This window comes from Aeromicrobium chenweiae, assembly GCF_003065605.1.
Classification (GTDB): domain Bacteria; phylum Actinomycetota; class Actinomycetes; order Propionibacteriales; family Nocardioidaceae; genus Aeromicrobium; species Aeromicrobium chenweiae.
Window position 1 is genome coordinate 193,017 of sequence record NZ_CP026952.1, and the last position, 17,662, is coordinate 210,678.

At 71.0% G+C, this 17,662-nt stretch carries 16 protein-coding genes and 1 tRNA gene; 8 read left to right on the forward strand and 9 right to left on the reverse strand.

Translation table 11 applies throughout. The annotated features are described in order from the left end of the window. Positions 1-9: 9 nt before the first annotated feature. Genes C3E78_RS00915 through C3E78_RS00945 form a run of 7 tightly spaced genes read right to left on the reverse strand, consistent with a single transcriptional unit; the run spans position 10 to position 7,965 of the window. Positions 10-1,071 carry a dipeptidase gene (locus C3E78_RS00915; protein WP_108576550.1) on the reverse strand — a complete coding sequence of 354 codons (1,062 nt, stop codon included), beginning with the start codon at positions 1,069-1,071 and terminating at the stop codon, positions 10-12. Beyond that, a complete protein-coding gene (locus C3E78_RS00920; protein WP_108576551.1) occupies positions 1,064-1,714 on the reverse strand; it encodes a MurR/RpiR family transcriptional regulator in 651 nt (216 codons plus the stop codon). Before C3E78_RS00920 ends, C3E78_RS00915 begins: the two co-directional genes overlap by 8 nt. Then, positions 1,711-2,625, reverse strand: coding sequence for a S66 peptidase family protein (locus C3E78_RS00925; RefSeq protein WP_199906892.1), 915 nt, complete (start codon positions 2,623-2,625; stop codon positions 1,711-1,713). Before C3E78_RS00925 ends, C3E78_RS00920 begins: the two co-directional genes overlap by 4 nt. After that, the gene (locus C3E78_RS00930) at positions 2,622-4,241 is read right to left on the reverse strand and encodes a dipeptide ABC transporter ATP-binding protein (RefSeq protein WP_108576552.1); all 1,620 of its coding nucleotides are present in this window, start codon (positions 4,239-4,241) and stop codon (positions 2,622-2,624) included. Before C3E78_RS00930 ends, C3E78_RS00925 begins: the two co-directional genes overlap by 4 nt. Continuing rightward, entirely contained in the window at positions 4,241-5,137 is an 897-nt protein-coding gene (locus C3E78_RS00935; RefSeq protein WP_108576553.1) for an ABC transporter permease, read from the reverse strand. Before C3E78_RS00935 ends, C3E78_RS00930 begins: the two co-directional genes overlap by 1 nt. Then, on the reverse strand, positions 5,134-6,153 hold the full coding sequence (locus tag C3E78_RS00940) for an ABC transporter permease (protein WP_235833730.1): 1,020 nt from the start codon (positions 6,151-6,153) through the stop codon (positions 5,134-5,136). Before C3E78_RS00940 ends, C3E78_RS00935 begins: the two co-directional genes overlap by 4 nt. Before the next feature lie 3 nt (positions 6,154-6,156). Then, positions 6,157-7,965 (reverse strand): ABC transporter substrate-binding protein, encoded by a 1,809-nt coding sequence (locus C3E78_RS00945; protein WP_159085764.1) that lies wholly within the window; start codon positions 7,963-7,965, stop codon positions 6,157-6,159. Between the two features lie 241 nt (positions 7,966-8,206). Here C3E78_RS00945 and C3E78_RS00950 point away from each other — a divergent pair, with 241 nt between their 5' ends. From C3E78_RS00950 to C3E78_RS00960, 3 genes are all read left to right on the forward strand, one after another. Then, positions 8,207-9,532, forward strand: a complete 1,326-nt coding sequence (locus C3E78_RS00950; protein WP_235833731.1) for a M20/M25/M40 family metallo-hydrolase — start codon at positions 8,207-8,209, stop codon at positions 9,530-9,532. 13 nt (positions 9,533-9,545) lie between these two features. Next, positions 9,546-10,352, forward strand: a complete 807-nt coding sequence (locus tag C3E78_RS00955) for a serine hydrolase (protein WP_159085765.1) — start codon at positions 9,546-9,548, stop codon at positions 10,350-10,352. A 55-nt stretch (positions 10,353-10,407) separates the two neighbouring features. Next, positions 10,408-10,494 (forward strand) — tRNA-Ser (locus tag C3E78_RS00960). Positions 10,495-10,563: 69 nt separating this feature from the next. Here C3E78_RS00960 and C3E78_RS00965 read toward each other — a convergent pair. After that, on the reverse strand, positions 10,564-11,136 hold the full coding sequence (locus C3E78_RS00965) for a TetR/AcrR family transcriptional regulator (RefSeq protein ID WP_108576556.1): 573 nt from the start codon (positions 11,134-11,136) through the stop codon (positions 10,564-10,566). A gap of 84 nt (positions 11,137-11,220) precedes the next feature. On the opposite strand from C3E78_RS00965, the gene C3E78_RS00970 reads away from it, so the two are divergent. From C3E78_RS00970 to C3E78_RS00990, 5 genes are all read left to right on the forward strand, one after another. Continuing rightward, complete coding sequence (locus C3E78_RS00970) at positions 11,221-11,937, forward strand: SDR family oxidoreductase (protein ID WP_108576557.1); 717 nt, start codon at positions 11,221-11,223, stop codon at positions 11,935-11,937. Positions 11,938-12,131: 194 nt separating this feature from the next. Further along, positions 12,132-13,226 (forward strand): Glu/Leu/Phe/Val family dehydrogenase, encoded by a 1,095-nt coding sequence (locus C3E78_RS00975; RefSeq protein WP_108576558.1) that lies wholly within the window; start codon positions 12,132-12,134, stop codon positions 13,224-13,226. Positions 13,227-13,309: 83 nt separating this feature from the next. Continuing rightward, on the forward strand, positions 13,310-14,419 hold the full coding sequence (locus C3E78_RS00980; RefSeq protein ID WP_108576559.1) for a thiamine pyrophosphate-dependent enzyme: 1,110 nt from the start codon (positions 13,310-13,312) through the stop codon (positions 14,417-14,419). Position 14,420: 1 nt separating this feature from the next. Then, positions 14,421-15,392 (forward strand): alpha-ketoacid dehydrogenase subunit beta, encoded by a 972-nt coding sequence (locus C3E78_RS00985; protein WP_108576560.1) that lies wholly within the window; start codon positions 14,421-14,423, stop codon positions 15,390-15,392. 14 nt (positions 15,393-15,406) lie between these two features. Continuing rightward, positions 15,407-16,675 carry a dihydrolipoamide acetyltransferase family protein gene (locus tag C3E78_RS00990; protein WP_108576561.1) on the forward strand — a complete coding sequence of 423 codons (1,269 nt, stop codon included), beginning with the start codon at positions 15,407-15,409 and terminating at the stop codon, positions 16,673-16,675. Positions 16,676-16,733: 58 nt separating this feature from the next. Here C3E78_RS00990 and C3E78_RS00995 read toward each other — a convergent pair whose 3' ends face one another. Further along, positions 16,734-17,564 carry an alpha/beta fold hydrolase gene (locus tag C3E78_RS00995; RefSeq protein WP_108576562.1) on the reverse strand — a complete coding sequence of 277 codons (831 nt, stop codon included), beginning with the start codon at positions 17,562-17,564 and terminating at the stop codon, positions 16,734-16,736. Positions 17,565-17,662: the final 98 nt, after the last annotated feature.

Genomic DNA, 17,662 nt, shown 5'->3' on the forward strand with positions numbered 1-17,662 from the left:
CCGGCACGGTCAGTCCCCCGCGGTGGCGTCCAGGACGCGCAGGACGTTGTCGCCCATGAGCTTGGCGAGGTCGCCGGCGGACCAGCCGCGCTCGGCCAGGCGGTCGAGGACCACTGCGTGCCCGGTCACGTCGCCCATGCCCTCGGGGAAGATGTCGACGCCGTCGTAGTCGCTGCCGATGCCGATGTGGTCGATGCCGGCGACGTCCCTGGCGTGCTCGATGTGCGCCACGACGTCGTCGACGGTCGAGCGCGGGGCGGGAGTGCTCCGGTCGGTGTCGGACCACTGCGCGACGTCCTGGTTCACGAAGTACGGCACGTACGCGACCATGATGACGCCGCCGTTGGCCGGCAGCCGCTCGAGGACGTCGTCGGGCACGTTGCGGGGCCGGTCGGTCACTGCGCGGCACGACGAGTGGCTGAAGATCACCGGTGCCGACGAGACGTCGATCGCGTCGTGCATCGTCGTCGCGGCCACGTGGGAGAGGTCGACCAGCATGCCGACGCGGTTCATCTCGGCGACCACCTCGCGACCGAAGTCGGTCAGGCCGCCGTGGACGGGCTCGTCGGTGGCCGAGTCGGCCCACGGGGTGTTGTCGTTGTGCGTCAGCGTCATGTAGCGGACGCCGAGGCGGGCGAGCTCGCGGAGCACCGCGAGCGAGCCGTCGATGCTGTGCCCGCCCTCCGCGCCGATCAGCGACGCGACCCGGCCGTCGCGCCAGGCCCGGCGCACGTCGTCGCCGCTCCAGGCATACGAGAACGCGTCCGGGTAGCGCTCGATCAGCCGGTGCACGAAGTCGATCTGCTCCAGCGTGTACGTCACCGCCTCGGCCGGCGGGATGTCGGACGGCGAGTAGACCGACCAGAACTGGCCGCCGACCCCACCGCGCCGCAGGCGGGCGATGTCGGTGTCGAAGACGCCGGTCAGGTCGCCGTCGAGGCCCTCGACGGAGTACGCGCGGGCGTCGCGCGCCCCCCAGGCGAGGTCGTTGTGGCCGTCGATCAGGGGCGCGAGCTGCAGCGCCTCGATCGCGGCGGGCTGGGTGCAGGCGGCCTGGAGATGCTCAGTCACGGTGGAGTCCTAACTCGGAGGCGAGCCGCTGCCGTTCGGCGAAGCGGCGGTTGGCGCCCTTGGCGCTGGCGCTGGACAACGTGGCCAGCAGGTCGATCACCATCGCGACGACCGCCGGTGACACGTCAGGGGTCTCGGGGTGCATGCTCAGCTCGCCGGCGACGCCGTCCCGCTCGGCGGTCCCGCCGCCGATGACGATGGTCTCGGCAGCGTGCTCGGCGAGCGGGTTGTCGGCGGAGTCGGTCACCAGCACGAGCGACCCACCGGCCTGGGCGAACGGCAGGGCGGTGTCGATCGTGTAGCTGCGGTAGCGGCGGAACGAGATCACGATCATGACGTCGCTGGCCCGCACGTCCGACAAGATGTCGAGCGGACGCACGATCGTCCCGTCGACCAGGATCACCTGGGCCAGGGCGTTGCTCAGCTTGGCGGCCAGCAGTGACGCGTACGTGAACGAGGTGGCCGCGCCCAGCACGAACCGGCGGCGCGCCCCGGTGATGCGCGCGGCCGCGTTCTCGACGGCGGGGTCGGACAACGCCCACAGCAGCCCGGCGTCGAACTCCTCGCGGTGGGCGTCGATCAGCCGCGCCTTGAGGATCGTGGCCGACCGGGGTGCCCGGGTGCCGTCGGGGCGGGTACTCACCGGTCCAGCCTCCCAGACCAGGTCAGGTGCGGCGCCGCGCCCTCGGCGACGAGCGTCCCGCCCACGCCCAGGGGGATGCTGTGCGCTGCTGGTCCGTGCCCGAAGCCGAGCTCGCCGACGAGCGGGACGCCCAAGGGCCCGAGCACCTCGGCGCACAGCGCATGGATCTCCTCGACGGGTGAGCACGCGGCCCAGCTGCCGAGTGCGATGCCCGTGACGCCCTCGAACCAGCCCGCGCGGAGAAGCGTCTGCAGGTAGCCGTCGATGCGGTAGGTCTGCTCGGTGTAGTCCTCGAGCAGTGCGATGCAGCCGTGATGGTCCGGCGCGGGCCTGCCACGTGCCCCGACCGTCGCGGCCAGCAGGGAGAGGTTGCCGCCGATCAGGACGCCCTCCGCGCGCCCGGGGACGAGGGCGACCGCGCTGTCGGACGTCCACCGCCGGACCGCGCCAGGGTCGAGCACCGCGGTGCGGAGGCCGGCCCGAGCCAGGTCGTCCGCGAGCACCGCCGAGGTGCTGATCATCGGGGTGAACCAGCTGGGCGCGCCGAGCCGCTCGCGCAGCCACTCGTGCAGCGCGGTGATGTCGGAGCTGCCGAACAGCGGCTTCGCGGGGGCGGCGGCCATGGCTTCGGGGTCCAGCAGGTCGAGGATCCGCACCGTGCCGTAGCCACCGCGGATGCAGAAGATCGCGGCGACGTCCGGATCGCACCACGCCTCCTGCACGTCCGCCGCCCGGACGGCGTCCGAGCCCGAGAGGTACGAGGCGCGCGGGTGGACGGCGGTGGCGCTGGGCCGGACGTCGGGCACCAGGTCCCACGAGCGCACCAGCTCGACCGCGGCGGCCAGCTGGTCCGCGGGCGCGGGACCCGCCGGCGCGACGAGGGCGACGCGGTCGCCGCGACGCACCCTCACTGCAGCCCGAGTCGCGACGGCACGACCTTCAGCAAGGATCGGGTGTAGTCGTGCTGCGGGTCCAGCAGCACCTGCTCGACCGGTCCGTTCTCCACGATCCGTCCCTGGTGCATGACCACGACCCGGTCGGCGATGTTCCACGCCAGCCCGAGATCGTGCGTGATCACCAGCGCTCCCAGGCCCAGGTCGCGGCGCAGCTGCAGCAGCAGCGCGAGGATCTCCCCGCGGACCGAGGCGTCCAGGCTCGCGACGGGCTCGTCGGCGACGAGGTACGTCGGGTCGAGGGCCAGCGCGCCGGCGATGACGACGCGCTGCCGCTGACCTCCCGAGAGCTCTTGCGGGATCGCGGCGAAGAACTTCTCCGGCGGCGTCAGCTCGGCGCGGGTCAGGGCGCTCGCGACCCGTTCGCGCTCGTCCCCGTCGAGGCCGTGGATGCGGATGCCCTCGGCCACCGCCTCGTACACGGTGTGCTTGGGGTTGAGGGAGGCGCTCGGGTCCTGCAGCACGTACTGCACTTGTCGTCGGTACGCCTTGAGCGCGGCGCGACGACTGGGCAGCGGCCTGCCCTCGTGCAGCACCTGCCCGCTGGTCGGTCGCTGGAGACCCAGGATCGTCCGCGCCAGCGTCGTCTTGCCCGAGCCGGACTGCCCGACCAGCGCGACGATCTCGCCCGAGTCGCACGACAGGTCGACGTGGTCGACGGCGCGCACCTGCTGCCCCCGAGCCCGGAAGTCCACCGTCAGGTCCCGCACCTCCAGGACCGTGCGGGCGTCGGTCTGCGACGCGTCGGCCGGGGCGGACTCGCCGCCGACGACGAGCCGGGAGGACGGGTCGCCGATGACCGGGAACGCCGCCGCGAGCTCGCGGGTGTGCGGATGCTGCGGCGCGGTGAGGATCTGCCGGGCCTTGCCCTCCTCGACGATCCGGCCCCGCTGCATCACCACGATCCGCTCGCAGACCGCGGCCAGCACCGCGAGGTCGTGGCTGATCATCACCAGCGTCAGGTGCCGGTCGCGGACCAGGTCGCTGAGCACGTCGAGCACCTGCGCCTGCACGACGACGTCCAGCGCGGTGGTGGGCTCGTCCGCGATGATCAGCTCGGGGTCGCAGGCCAGGGCCATCGCGATCATGACGCGCTGCCGCTGGCCGCCGGAGAGCTCGTGCGGGTAGCACCGCCCCTTGGCGGCGGACAGGTCGACCATCGCGAGCAGCTCGGCGACCCGGCCCAGCCGGGAGGCGGAGTCGGGGAAGCGGTCCGTGCTGTGCAGCTCCAGCGCCTCGGCGATCTGGTGGCGGACCTGCCGCACCGGGTTGAGCGAGTGCATCGCGCCCTGGAAGACGATCGCCGCCTCGGTCCAGCGGACCGCGCGCAGCCGGCCCCACGACATGTCGGAGATGTCCTCGCCGAGCAGCTCGATGCGTCCCTCGACGCGGGCGGTGCGGGGCAGCAGGCGAAGGACGGACATCGCCATCGTCGACTTGCCGCAGCCGGACTCGCCGGCGATCCCGACCGTCCCGCCACGCTCGATCTGCAGGCTCACCCCGTCGACCGCGACGTGGCCGCCGCGGTACGTGATGCGGACGTCGTCCCAGGCCAGGGTCGGTGGGGTGGTCATCAGCGGGACCTCAGGGTCGGGTTCAGGACGGCCTCGATGGCGCGACCGATCAGGGTGAAGCACAGCACCACGACGACGATCGCGATGCCCGGCGACAGGACGAACCACCAGTAGCCGGCGGTCGCGGCGCCGGTGTCGAGGGCGGTCTTGAGCATCGATCCCCACGAGAACGTCGTCGGGTCGCCGAGGCCGAGGAACGCGAGCGTCGACTCGGCGATGATCGCAGCGCCGACCGCGAGGGTGGTGTTGGCCATGACCAGCGGAAGCACGGCCGGGAACACGTGCCGGCGCAGGATGTGGACGTCACCGGCGCCCAGGGCGCGGGAGCGCTCGATGTACGCGCGGGTCTCGATCGTCAGGGTCTGCGCGCGGACGACCCGGGCGGTCTGGGCCCAGCTGCTGACGCCGATCGCGATGATGATCGTCAGCAGACCGCGGGACAGCACCGTCGACAGGACGATGGCCAGCACCAGGCTGGGGACGACCAGGAAGAAGTCGATGATCCGCAGCAGGACGGATCGGGTGAGCCCGGTGAAGTGGCCGGCTGCCATGCCGGCGGTCGTGCCGATGACCATCGCGACCGCCGTCGCGGCGAAGCCGACGAGCAGCGACGCCCGCGATCCCCACAGCAGGATGCCCAGCACGTCGCGGCCGGACGGGTCGGTGCCGAGCCAGTGGGCGCCGCTGGGGGACTCGTTGGACCGGGCGGTGACCCGGGTGACGTCGAGGCGGTCCATCGGCATGATCAGCGGTGCCAGCAGCGCCAGCACGATGATGACCAGCAGGATCGCGGCGCCGATCACGGCCGACCGGTGGCCGGCGATCTCGCGCAGGACCTCCCGGGTCCGGGCCCGACGGCGGGCCCGGACGGACGTCCGCCCGCTCGCGCTGCTCATGCGGCCTTCAGGCGCGGATCGAGGACGCGGTAGACCAGGTCCGCGACGAAGTTCATGGCGATGACGACGGCCGAGAACACCACGAACGTGCCCTGCAGCAGCGGGAGGTCGGGTGCGCTGAGGCCCTTGTAGGTCAGGTAGCCGAGCCCGGGCCAGGAGAACACCACCTCGACGGCGACCGCGCCGGCGATGAGCAGGCCGAGCGTCAGGAAGATGAGGGTGACCGTCGGCAGCAGGGCGTTGGGCACCGCGTGCCGCGTCCGCACGAGATCCTCGCGCAGGCCCTTGGCGCGGGCGGTCGTGAGGTAGTCCGCGGACATCTCCTCGATCACGGAGGCGCGCATCACCATGAGGTACTGCGCGTAGATGACCGCGACCATCGTCGTCACGGGCAGGACCAGGTGCCGCGCGACGTCCAGGACGTGGTCGATCCCACCCTCGTGCGTCCCCGGTGTCGACATGCCGCCGGTGGGCAGCCAGTGCAGGCCGCCGCCGAACAGCAGCAGCAGGAGCAGGCCGAGCCAGAACGTCGGCACCGACCAGAACACCAGTGCGATGCCGGTGTGGATCTTGTCGAACCAGCTGCCGCGCCGCCACGCCGTCCGCTGCCCCAGCCACAGGCCCAGGACGATCGAGATGATCGCGGCGATCCCGGTCAGGAGCAGCGTCGGGCCGAGGTAGTCCATGATCAGCCCGGACACCGGGCGGCGATAGACGTACGACGTGCCGAGGTCACCGGTGAACAGGTCGCGCACGTAGTGGCCGAACTGCACCAGCAGCGGCTGGTCGAGCCCCATCTGCGCGCGCAGGCGCTCGACCTCGTCGGCGCTGACCTTGCGCCCGCGGGTCATGTTGATCGCCGGGTCGCTGGGCATGATCCGGAAGATGAAGAAGCCCAGCACGATGACCAGCGCGAGGCTGGTCAGCGCGCCGCCGGCCTTCAGGGCCAGGTACCGCGGCAGCGAGGACCCCCTCGTGTCCTCGCTGTCCGCGGGGACCGTCTCGATGACGGCCACGTCTCACTCCCGGTCTTCGGCCGTGCTGCTGCGGCGGGTGGCGGCGACCGCGCCCGCGGCGATGACCAGGACCACCACGACGCCCACGGGGATGACCCACCCCGGCAGGCCGCCGTCGTCGTCCGAGGCGCTGTCGGCACTCGCGGGCTTGGCGCCGTACAGGCCCCAGTAGCCGTTCTGGTTGAGGATCACGCCGTCCTTGCTGGGCTGCTTCGTGAAGCCGGTGAAGTGGTCGTTGCGGTACGCCTCGAGGGACTTGGCGTACCAGATCGGGTCGCTGACGTACGCGTCGTAGATGATGCTGAACGCGTTCTTGACGAGCTCGGCGCGCTTGGCCTCGTCGAGCTCGGCGTGCTGTGCGGCGTACGCCGCGTCGAACTCCTTCGAGCACCAGTTGTTCTCGCTGGTGTTGCCCGAGCCGTCGGCGTTGGGGCGCGACGCGCAGGTGTTCATCGCGAGCTGGTTGTCCGGGTCCGGGCCGAGGCTCCAGCCGGTGAAGTACAGGTCGTACCGGCCGAGCGTGGAGTCCTCGTTGACCTTGTCCGGCGTGACCATCGAGACGTCGAGGCCGATGCCGATCTCCTTGAACCAGCTGGTCAGGAAGTCGGCCATCTGCGCGTGCGCGGGGTCGTTGTTGCGACCCATGAGGCGGAGCTTGAGCGGCTTGCCGTCCTTGTCCTCCCGGATGCCGCCGGAGCCCTGGGTGTAGCCCGCGTCGTCGAGCAGCTGGTTGGCGGCGTCGAGGTCGAACGGGACCTCCTCGTGGCCCTCGCCGAAGCCGAAGAAGGCCTCGTACGACTTGGGCACCTCGGTCTGCCCGACGTCGCCGAGACCCTCGAGCACCCGGTCGACCAGGGTCTTCTTGTCGACCGCCATGAAGATCGCCTTGCGCAGCTGCGGGTCCTTGAGGGCGGGGTTGCCGTCGCCCATGGGCTTGCCGTCGATGTCGACAGTGCCGGGGTTGATCGCGAGCGCCTGGTAGCGGCGGCCGATGCCGGCGCTGCGGGTGATCGTGTCGCTGCCCTTCAGGGAGTTGTACTGCGCAGGCGTCAGGCCGTCGACGAGGTCGATCTCGCCGGACTTGAGCCCCTGCACCGCGGCGTCGGTGTTCTTGTACGCGACGTACGTGACCCCGGAGATCTTGGGCTTGCCGCGCCAGAAGTGCGGGTTGGCCTTCAGCTCGACCGACTGCCCGGTCTTGTAGGTCGTGATCGTGAACGGTCCGGAGCCGACGACGTCCTTGTCGGCCGCGAACGTCTCCGGGTCCTGCTTGCTCCAGACGTGCTCGGGGACGACCGGGATCTCCTGCCCGGGGTTCGAGGCCTGCGCCGACTTGAGCGTCATGACGACGGTGCGGTCGTCGGGGGCCGTCACGTCGGCGATGTTGGTGACGAGCCCACCGTTCGCGGCCTGCAGGGCGTCGTCCTTCATGATCGACGTGTAGGTGTAGACGACGTCCTTGGCCGTGACCGGCTCGCCGTCGGACCACATGCGGTCGTCGGGGATCGTGAACGTCCAGGTCTTGCCGTCCTCGCTGGTCTCCCACGTGCCGGCGAGGCCCGGCACCGGCTCGCTCTCGGTGCCGTAGCCGACCAGCGACTCGTACTGGTAGCGGTTGATGCCCGTGCTCTGCAGCAGGATCGCCGTGAACGGGTTGAAGGTGTCGACGTCGCCGGTCATCGAGATCTTGATCGGGTCGCCCTTGGCGGCGGTGTCGGCCTCGGCGGAGGCGGTCACGGCCACGCCGGAGAGGCTGAGGATGACGGCCACCGCGACGGCGATGAGCGGCCGCCGCAGGCGTGCGTGAGACATGTCGATCATGAGGTCCCCGATCCGGATGTGCTGTGCGCCGGATCGTCCGGGCACTCTTCGAACTGTTCATCAGGGGATCGGTGATGTCAATGATTTGGCCAAGATGCGTAACACAACATTCACACGGCACGCGGATCTCGCGGGAAAACTGGACCTGATCGGGGTGACTGGTGCACAGTGAGGCCCGTGATGTGTTCCGCAAATGCGCGAATGCCTGATCTTGCAGCGTGAGGAGCCCAGCGTGGTGGAGCGCCCGGACGTCGTGGCCGTCCTGCAGACGTTGCTGCGGTTCGACACCACCAACCGGGGCCCGGGCGACGCGGAGGGGGAGCGGTCCGCGGCCCTGTGGATCCGCGACCGACTCGTCGAGGCCGGGTACGCGCCGGTCGTCCTGGCCCGTGAGGACGCACCCGCGCGGACGAACGTCGTCGTGCGTGTCGAGGGCACCGAGCCGGGGCTCGAGCGCGTGCTGGTGCACGCCCACCTGGACGTCGTGCCGGCCGAGCCCGACCAGTGGTCGTTCGACCCGTTCGGCGGCGAGGTCCTCGACGGCTACGTGACGGGGCGTGGCGCGATGGACATGAAGGACATGTGCGCCATGACCCTGGCGGTGCTGCTCGACTGGGCGGCGACCGGGCAGCGGCCCCGGCGCGACGTCGTGGTGGCGTTCGTGGCGGACGAGGAGACCGACGGTGCGTACGGCGCGCAGTGGCTCGTCGACCACCACCCCGGGCTGTTCGCGGGCGTCGCGGTCGGCATCGGCGAGTCGGGCGGGGTCGTGGAGGAGCATCCCGGTGTCGGCGGTGAGCCGGTGCGGCTCGCGCGCATCGCGGCCGGGGAGCGTGGCACGCTGCACCTGCGCCTGACCGCCACCGGCACGTCGGGCCACGGTTCGCGGCCGAGCGAGGGCGGCGCCGTGCAGGCCCTGGTCGACGCGCTGCACCGGATCGGCCACCACCGGTGGCCGCTGCACGTGTCGGCCGTCGTCCGGGCGGAGCTGGAGCAGACCGCGACCGCGCTCGGCGTCCCGTACGACCTGTCCACCGACGACGGTGTGCTGCGCACGATCGAGGCCCTCGGGGACGCCGCGGGAGCCGCGGTGTTCACGGTCCGTGCCTCGACGACGCCGACCGTCGTGCGGGCGGGCTACAAGGTCAACGTGATCCCCGGGGTCGCAGAGGCCGAGGTCGACGTGCGGTGTCCGGTGGGCTTCGAGGACGAGCTGCTGGCGACCTTGCCAGGGCTCATCGGTGACGCGGTCACGTTCGAGCACATCGTGCGCGAGCCGTCCGTGGAGGCGCCGGTCGACGGGGCGTGGTTCGACGCGATGGCGGCCGCGATCCGCCGTGAGGACCCGCTGGCCGTGGTCGTGCCCGGCTGCCTGGGCGGGGGGACCGACGCCAAGGCGTTCAGCGGCCTCGGCATCTCCTGCTACGGGTTCGCGCCGGCCGGCCTCGACCCCGACGGCCGACGACGCTCCGGCATGCACGGCATCGACGAGCGGGTGCCGGTCGCGTCGCTCGAGGGCGGGCGCCGCATCCTGGCCGACTTCCTGACGACAGTCTGACTAGGGTGTGATCGTGCTTCTCCCCGCGCTGTCCGACGACGTGGACTGGTCGGTCTGCGTGCGCGACGCGACCTCGTCGCAGGTGCTGGCGTCGGTCGAACCCGACCGGGTGTCGCGCACCGCGAGCATCGGCAAGCTGTTCCTGCTGATCGAGATCGCCCGCCGGTCGGAGGAGGGGACGCTCGACCTGGCCGAGCGGCTGGCCCGCACGCCGGACGTCGCGGTGGCCGAGTCCGGGCTCTGGTACCTGCTGCGGCAGGACTCGCTCGCGATCGACGACCTGTGCTGGCTGGTCGGCGGCTTCAGCGACAACTACGCGACGAACGTCCTGGTGCGCCACGTGGGCATCGACGCGATCGCCGCGACCACGGCCTCGCTGGGCTTCGAGCGGTCGGCCCTGCTCGACATCGTCCGCGACGACCGTGGCCCAGAGCACCCGTGGACCCTGTCGGCCGGATGCGCCGGCGAGCTCTCCGACCTGATGGCGCGCCTGCACCGGGACGAGATCGTCTCCGCGGACGTGAGCGCCCGTGTGCTGCGGTGGATCGCGGCCAACGCCGACCTGTCGATGGTCGCGGCCGCGTTCGGCCTCGACCCCCTCGCGCACGCCGATCCCGACCGCGGGATCACCCTGGTCAACAAGACCGGGACGATCAGCACGGTCCGCGCGGACGTCGGCGTCGTCGCCGGTCCCGAGGCGCGCGTCGCCTACGCCGTCCTGGCCAGCTGGTCCGAGGAGGCGCCGGACGACCCGCGCGACCGGGTGCTCGCGGACATGGCCGCCGTCGGCGCGGTCCTGCGCTCCCACGTCGCCGGCTGACGCCAGGGACCGGGCGGGTTCGGCCCCACGACGGAGGTCCGGTAAGGTCTTCCGCGGTGGCGTGTCCGAGCGGCCGAAGGTGCAACACTCGAAATGTTGTGTGGGTTCACGCCCACCGTGGGTTCAAATCCCACCGCCACCGCACGATGAGAACCCCCGATATTCACTGGAATTGCAGTGAAGTCGGGGGTTTTCTCGTTGGTCGACCCCGTCAGCCCTGCTCGCGGCTGGGCGGCGGTCCCGGTATCGCGGCCACGGCGGCCCTGGCGATGGCGAGAACCTCCTCGGCCGAGCCGCCGTCCCTGGCGCAGCCCGACATGCCGCGCAGGACGGCCACCAGGAATGACGCCAGCTCGTCCGGCCGAACGGTGGCCGGGAGCTCGCCGTCTGCGAGTCCTTGTGCGATGCGGTCCGTGAGTCGACGGTGGACGACCGCTCGTTGTTCGGCGAGGCGGGGCTCGGTCAGCATGAGGCACCCCAGCGGTGTGCCCGTATCGGTGTGCACGCGGGCGGTGTCGTCGAGCATCGTGGCGATGGCGTCGCGGACGGTCGGGCGGGCCAGCGCGCGGTCGAGGCCCTCGCAGGTCCAACGGAAGTACAGCGCGGACGCCTCCTCGAAGAGGTTGTCCTTGTCGCCGAACGCCGCGTACAGGCTGGGCGGAGTGACGCCCATGGCCTTGGTCAACATCGCGATGGACGTCTCGTCGTAGCCGGTGCGCCAGAACTGCTCGACGGCCGCAGCCAGCGCGGTGTCGCGGTCGAAGCTTCTCGGTCTGCCTGCCATGTCTCCAGCATATCGTAGTGATCACTATGGAACGTGGTACCGTGAACACGCAATTCATAGTGATCGCTACAGAAAGAGAATCTCATGCAGCTGAAGAACGCCGTGGTGCTGGTGACCGGAGCCAATCGAGGGATCGGCGCGGAGTTCGTCGCGCAGCTCAAGGAGCGCGGAGCAGCCAAGATCTACGCAGCGTCGCGCAGTGGCGCTGTCGACGTGGACGGTGTGGAGCCGATCCGGTTGGACGTCACGGACCCCGCGCAGATCCAGGCCGCCGCCGCCGTGGCCGGCGACGTCCAGGTCCTGATCAACAACGCCGGGATCTCGAGCGGCACGTCCCTCATCTCCGGCGACGTGACGGACGTCCGGCGAGAGATGGACACGAACTTCTACGGTCCGCTCCTCATGACCCAGGCATTCGCGCCCATCCTGAAGGCCAACGGGGGAGGCGCCATCCTCAACCTCATCTCGGCGATGTCGTGGTTCACCGCGCCGGGGTCCGGCGCTTACGCCGCCTCGAAGGCGGCGGCCTGGAGCCTCACCGACAGTGCGCGGATCGAGCTCGCCGACCAGGGCACGCACGTCGTCGGGGTCCACATGGGTCTGGTGGACACGGACATGGTCGCGGGCCTGGAGGCGCCGAAGATCTCGCCAGCCACGTTGGCGGTCGCCGCCTTGGACGCCGTCGAGTCGGGTCTCGACGAGGTGCTGGCCGACGACTGGGCCAAGCTCGTGAAGTCCGGACTCACTCTCGATCCGTCGGAGCGCTACGAGCGGCTGTTCTCCTCCTTGTCCGGGAGCTGATCAAGATGTGAACCTTCGGGAGGTCGCGATACGCGGCAGCGTGGCACTTTGCCACGTTGCCGCGGCATCTCTTGACCGGTGTGCCACCACTGCCCATGATCTTGGTAGCAGATTGGCGGTGCGATCCACCGGCAGTCGATCCAGATGCGACGTGGCCCACCGGCTCCGTCCTCGACATGAAATGAGCTGATCGCATGTCCGTCGACGTTCTCACCCACGATGTCTCACCCGACAGGGTCTTCGACCGGACCGATGAGCTGGCCGACGCCGGCCACGAGCAGGTCGTGTTCTGCCGCGACGTGGAGACCGGCCTCCGGGCCATCATCAGCATCCACGACACGACGCTCGGTCCCGCCCTCGGCGGCACGCGCTTCTTCCCCTACCGGTCAGAGGCCGAGGCCCTGACCGACGGGCTGCGCCTGGCCCAGGGCATGACGTTCAAGGCCGCCGCCGCGGGGATGCCCCTCGGTGGTGGCAAGGCGGTCATCATCGGCGATCCCCGCACGCTCAAGACGCCCGAGCTGCTGAGGGCCTACGGGCGGTTCATCGACACCCTCGGAGGGCGCTACATCAGCGCAGCCGACGTCGGCACGACCTCGGACGACCTCGACGTCATCGGCCAGAGCACCCGCCACATCGTCGGCCGCACCACCGCCGCGGGAGGCTCGGGGGACAGCGGGTTCTCCACGGCGTACGGCGTGTTCTGCGCTATGCAGGCCGCCGCCCGGCTCACCTGGGGCGCGGACGGTCTGACCGGACGGACGGTCGGCGTCGAGGGGGCGGGCAAGGTCGGGGTGCACCTGATCGGCCTGCTCGCCGAGCAGGGTGCGTCCGTCGTGGTGTCGGACCCGTACGGCCCCGCGCTGGACCGTGTCCGAGACCTCTACGACGACGTCAGGACGGCCGACTCGGTCATCGACCTGCCCGTGGACGTGTACGCGCCCTGCGCCCTCGGTGCGACGCTCACGCCCGCGACGGTCGCGGCCCTCTCGGCCCAGGTCGTGTGCGGGGCGGCCAACAACCAGCTGCTCACCACCGAGGTGGGCGAGGCGCTCCGCCACCGGGGCATCACCTGGGTGCCCGACTTCGTCGCGAACGCGGGCGGCCTGATCCAGGTCGGCAGCGAGCTGCAGGACAAGACCGAGGAGCAGGTCCTCGCGGGTGTCGAGCGGATCGGGACGACGGTCTCGGAGATCCTCACGACGGCGACCGACCACGACGTGTCGACGAGCGCCGCGGCCCTCGCGGTCGTGCGCTCCCGCCTCGACGCGGCCCGCACCGGCCGCTAGCACCTCCGCGCCACCACCTGCCGACCCATCCGACGGGCCGGAGGTCACCCCTTCCTACCGCCCGCCGGCGAAGGAGAACGCCCATGTCATCTGCAGTCAACGAGCACGTCCAGGACCTCGCGTCGCTGCGTCAGGGACAGCCGATGTTCCAGCTGATCGGCCCGGACGGAACGCTGACCGACGCCGGCGCGTCGATCGGCGTCTCGGTCGAGCTCGCGCAGGAGCTGCACCGCGACATGGTGCTGGCGCGGCGTCTGGACCAGGAGGCGCTGGCCCTGCAGCGGCAGGGAGAGCTGAGCCTGTGGCTGATGAGCTGGGGGCAGGAGGCCGCCCAGGTCGGATCCGTCCGTGCGCTCCGGCCCACCGACATGGTCTTCCCGAGCTATCGCGAGCACGCCGCGGCCCTGTGCCGGGGCATCTCGCCCGCGGACCTGATGCGCCAGTGGAAGGGCGCCGCGCACTCCGGATGGAACCCGGCCGAGTCGCGGTTCCACATCTACTCCCTGGTGCTGGGCACGCAGACGCTGCACGCGACGGGCTACGCCGCCGGTGCCGCCATGGAGGGCAGCGACGAGGTCGTCGCGACCTACTTCGGTGACGGTGCCGCGAGCCAGGGCGACGTCAACGAGGCGTTGAACTGGGCCGCGGCCGGCTCGCTGCCCGTGCTGTTCTTCTGCCAGAACAACCAGTGGGCCATCTCCACCCCGACCGCGACGCAGATGCGGACACCGCTGCACGTGCGCGCCGCCGGCTTCGGCCTGGACGCGTTCCACGTGGACGGCAACGACGTGATGGCCGTGCACGCCATCACCTCCCTGGCCGCCGAGCGCATCCGGGACGGTGGCGGGCCGGCGCTGGTCGAGGCGCAGACGTACCGGTTCGGCGGCCACAGCAGCTCCGACGATCCCCAGCGCTACCGCTCCGCGGACGACGTCGCCGCGTGGCAGCTGCGCGATCCCCTGGTCCGCAGCGAGGCGTTCCTCCGTTCCTCGGGGGTCGACGAGGCCTACTTCACGGATCTGGCCGAGGAGGCCGGCGACTTCGCGGCGTCCGTGCGCACCGCGTGCCGCTCGATCACCGGCGCCGCCCTGGAATCGGTGTTCGATGCGGTCTACGCCGAGCCGCACCCCGGAATGACCGCGGAACGGGCGGCGCACCTGGCGCACGCGGCCTCCTACGGATCGGAGAACTGACATGGCGACCATGACGCTCGGCGGGGCGATCAACGCGGGCCTGCGCGCGGCGATGGAGGCGGACGACCGGGTCGTCGTCATGGGCGAGGACGTCGGCGTCCTCGGCGGCGTCTTCCGCGTGACCGACGGGCTCCACAAGGACTTCGGCCCGGCCCGGGTCGTGGACACCCCGCTGGCCGAGTCGGGCATCGTGGGCACTGCGATCGGGCTCGCCCTCCGCGGCTACCGGCCGGTCTGCGAGATCCAGTTCGACGGCTTCGTCTACCCCGCGTTCGACCAGATCGTGAGCCAGCTCGCGAAGATGCGGGCACGCTCGGGCGGCCTGCTGTCGTTGCCGGTCGTCATCCGCATCCCCGTCGGAGGTGGCATCGGCGCGGTCGAGCACCACAGCGAGTCGAACGAGGCGTACTTCGCGCACACCGCGGGCCTTCGGGTGGTGTCGTGCTCGAACCCCGACGACGCCTTCCACATGATCCAGCAGGCCATCGCGTCGGACGACCCGGTCATCTTCTACGAGCCGAAGCGCCGCTACTGGGACAAGGCCGAGGTGTCGGAGCACCCCGCCCACGACCTCCACGCCGCGGCCGTGCTCCGCCCCGGGACGGACTGCACGCTCGTCGCCCACGGCCCGACCGTCACCACAGCACTCGCTGCTGCCGCGGCCGCTGAGGAGGACGGCTTCTCGGTCGGTGTGGTCGACCTGCGGTCGATCTCCCCGCTCGACCTGGTCACGCTGCGCCGGGAGGCGTCCGCGTCGGGCCGGGTCGTCGTGGTCCACGAGGCGTCAACCTTCGCCGGCATCGGCGCCGAGATCGCGGCGGCCATCACCGAGTCGTGCTTCTACGACCTGCAGGCGCCCGTCCTGCGGGTGGGCGCCTACAACGTGCCGTACCCGCCGGCATCCGTCGAGGACGACTTCCTGCCCGACGTCGACCGTCTCCTCGAGGCCGTCGACCAGAGCCTCCACTTCTAGAGAGCGAGCAGACCATGTTCGAGTTCGCCCTGCCCGACGTCGGCGAAGGCCTGACCGAGGCCGAGATCGTCACCTGGCACGTCGTCGTCGGGGAGTCGGTCGAGATCAACGACACCCTGGTCGAGATCGAGACCGCCAAGTCGATCGTCGAGCTGCCGTCGCCGGCGGCCGGCACCATCGTCGCCGTCCACGTCGACACAGGTACGACCGTCGACGTCGGCACCGTGCTGATCAGCATCGAGGACGGTGTCTCCGCGCCGGTGGCACCGCCGCCCCCGACCGCGGAGCGCGAGGAAGAGCCTCTGGTTCTCGTCGGCAAGGCACCCACCGACGCCGCTCCCCGCCGCCGACGCCTGCGGGCCCGCGAGGACGGGGCGCCGGCGGTGGCCACCGCCGTGGTGCCGCCGCCGGAGCGGACGTCAGCCGGCCGCGGGAGGACGAAGCCGCCCGTGCGCCTCCTGGCGAAGCAGCTCGGCGTCGACCTCTCGACCGTCACACCGTCGTCGGGCGACCTCATCACCCGTGGCGACGTGGAGGCCGCAGCAACCGGCGGTCAGCCGGTCGCGCAGGTGCCGGCGACGGGTCGGGAGACCAGGGTGCCGATCAAGGGCGTCCGCAAGGCGACGGCGGCCGCGATGACCCGGTCCGCGTTCACCGCCCCGCACGTCACGGAGTGGCTGACCGTCGACGTCACCCGCACCATGGACATGGTCCGCCGGTTGAAGGCCGACCGTGCCTGGAACGGGGTCCGCCTGACGCCGCTGGTGTTCGTCGCTCGCGCGTTCCTGCTCGCGATCCGCCGCTTCCCCGACATCAACGCCCGCTGGGACGAGGACGCACAGGAGATCGTCCTGCAGCACTACGTGAACCTCGGCATCGCCGCGGCCACCCCGCGCGGGCTCATGGTGCCCAACATCAAGGACAGCCACACGCTCGACCTGGCCGGCCTGGCCCACGCCCTCGACGATCTGGTCCAGACGGCGAGGGCCGGCAGGACCTCGCCGGAGCAGATGTCCCACGGCACCGTCACGATCACCAACATCGGCGCCTTGGGCGTGGACGCCGGCACGCCGATCCTCAACCCCGGCGAGTCCGCGATCCTCGCGTTCGGCGCGGTGCGGGAGATGCCGTGGGTCGTCGACGGCGAGGTCGTGGTCCGTCAGGTCACCCAGCTCGCGATGTCGTTCGACCACCGTCTCGTCGACGGCGAGCTGGGGTCGAACGTCCTGGCCGAGGTGGGTCGGCTGCTGAGCGATCCGGGGGAGACCTTCCTGTACGTGTGAGCGTGACGCACGCAGGGCCGACCGGAACGATCCGGTCGGCCCTGCGTGGGTGGTGCGGTCAGCGAACCGTGCGCGCGGCGCGCTCGATCAGGTCCGTCACGGCTGACGGGTGGCTGACGAGCGAGGCGTGGGACGCCTTGATCTCGACGGTCGTGGCGTGCATCCGCTTGGCCATGAACCGCTGGAGCTCGGGCGCGATGGCCTGGTCCTGGGTTCCCACGAGGTACCACGACGGGATGCTCCTCCACGCCGGTGTGGAGATCTTGCCGGTCAGTGCGGACGCGTCGGTGGCGCGCTGCGTCGCCGCCATCAGGTCCGCGGTGCCCTTCGGGACATCGCCCGCGAACGCCGCCCGGAAGCCCTTGCGGTCCAGGTAGATCTCGGTCGACTGCGTTCCGTCCGGGTTCGTGATCGCCACGGGGACCACGGGCAGGGGAGGCGTCGGGTGCGTCAGCGGCTTCTCCAGGAGCGAGCTGATGCTCTCGCCGGCGTCGGGCGCGAACCCGGCGATGTAGACGAGGCCCTTCACGTTCTTGTTGCCGGTCGCCGCCTCGGTGATGACGTCGCCGCCGTAGGAGTGTCCGGCCAGGATGACAGGGCCCTTGATGGTGCTGAGGAGGCCGCGGAGGCTGGCCACGTCCTGCGGCAGGCCGCGCAGCGGGTTCGGGGCGGCCACGACGTCGTACCCGTCGTGCGACAGGCGCTTGACCACGCCGTTCCAGGACGAGGCGTCGGCCCACGCGCCGTGCTCGAGCACGATGGTCGGCTTCGCGGACGGGGCGGGGTGCTTCGGCTCGGCCTGCGCCGAGTTGACGCCGACGATGCCGACGGCGGCCACGGCGGCGACAGCGGCGATGGTGACGTTCCGGGCCTTGCGAGATGTCTTCATGGTCTTCCTTGCGTTCGATGGGTGATGTCCTGTTTTTCTAGACAGACAGGTCTGTCTACTCGACGATGACACCTCGGAGGAGGGTTGTCAAGACAGAC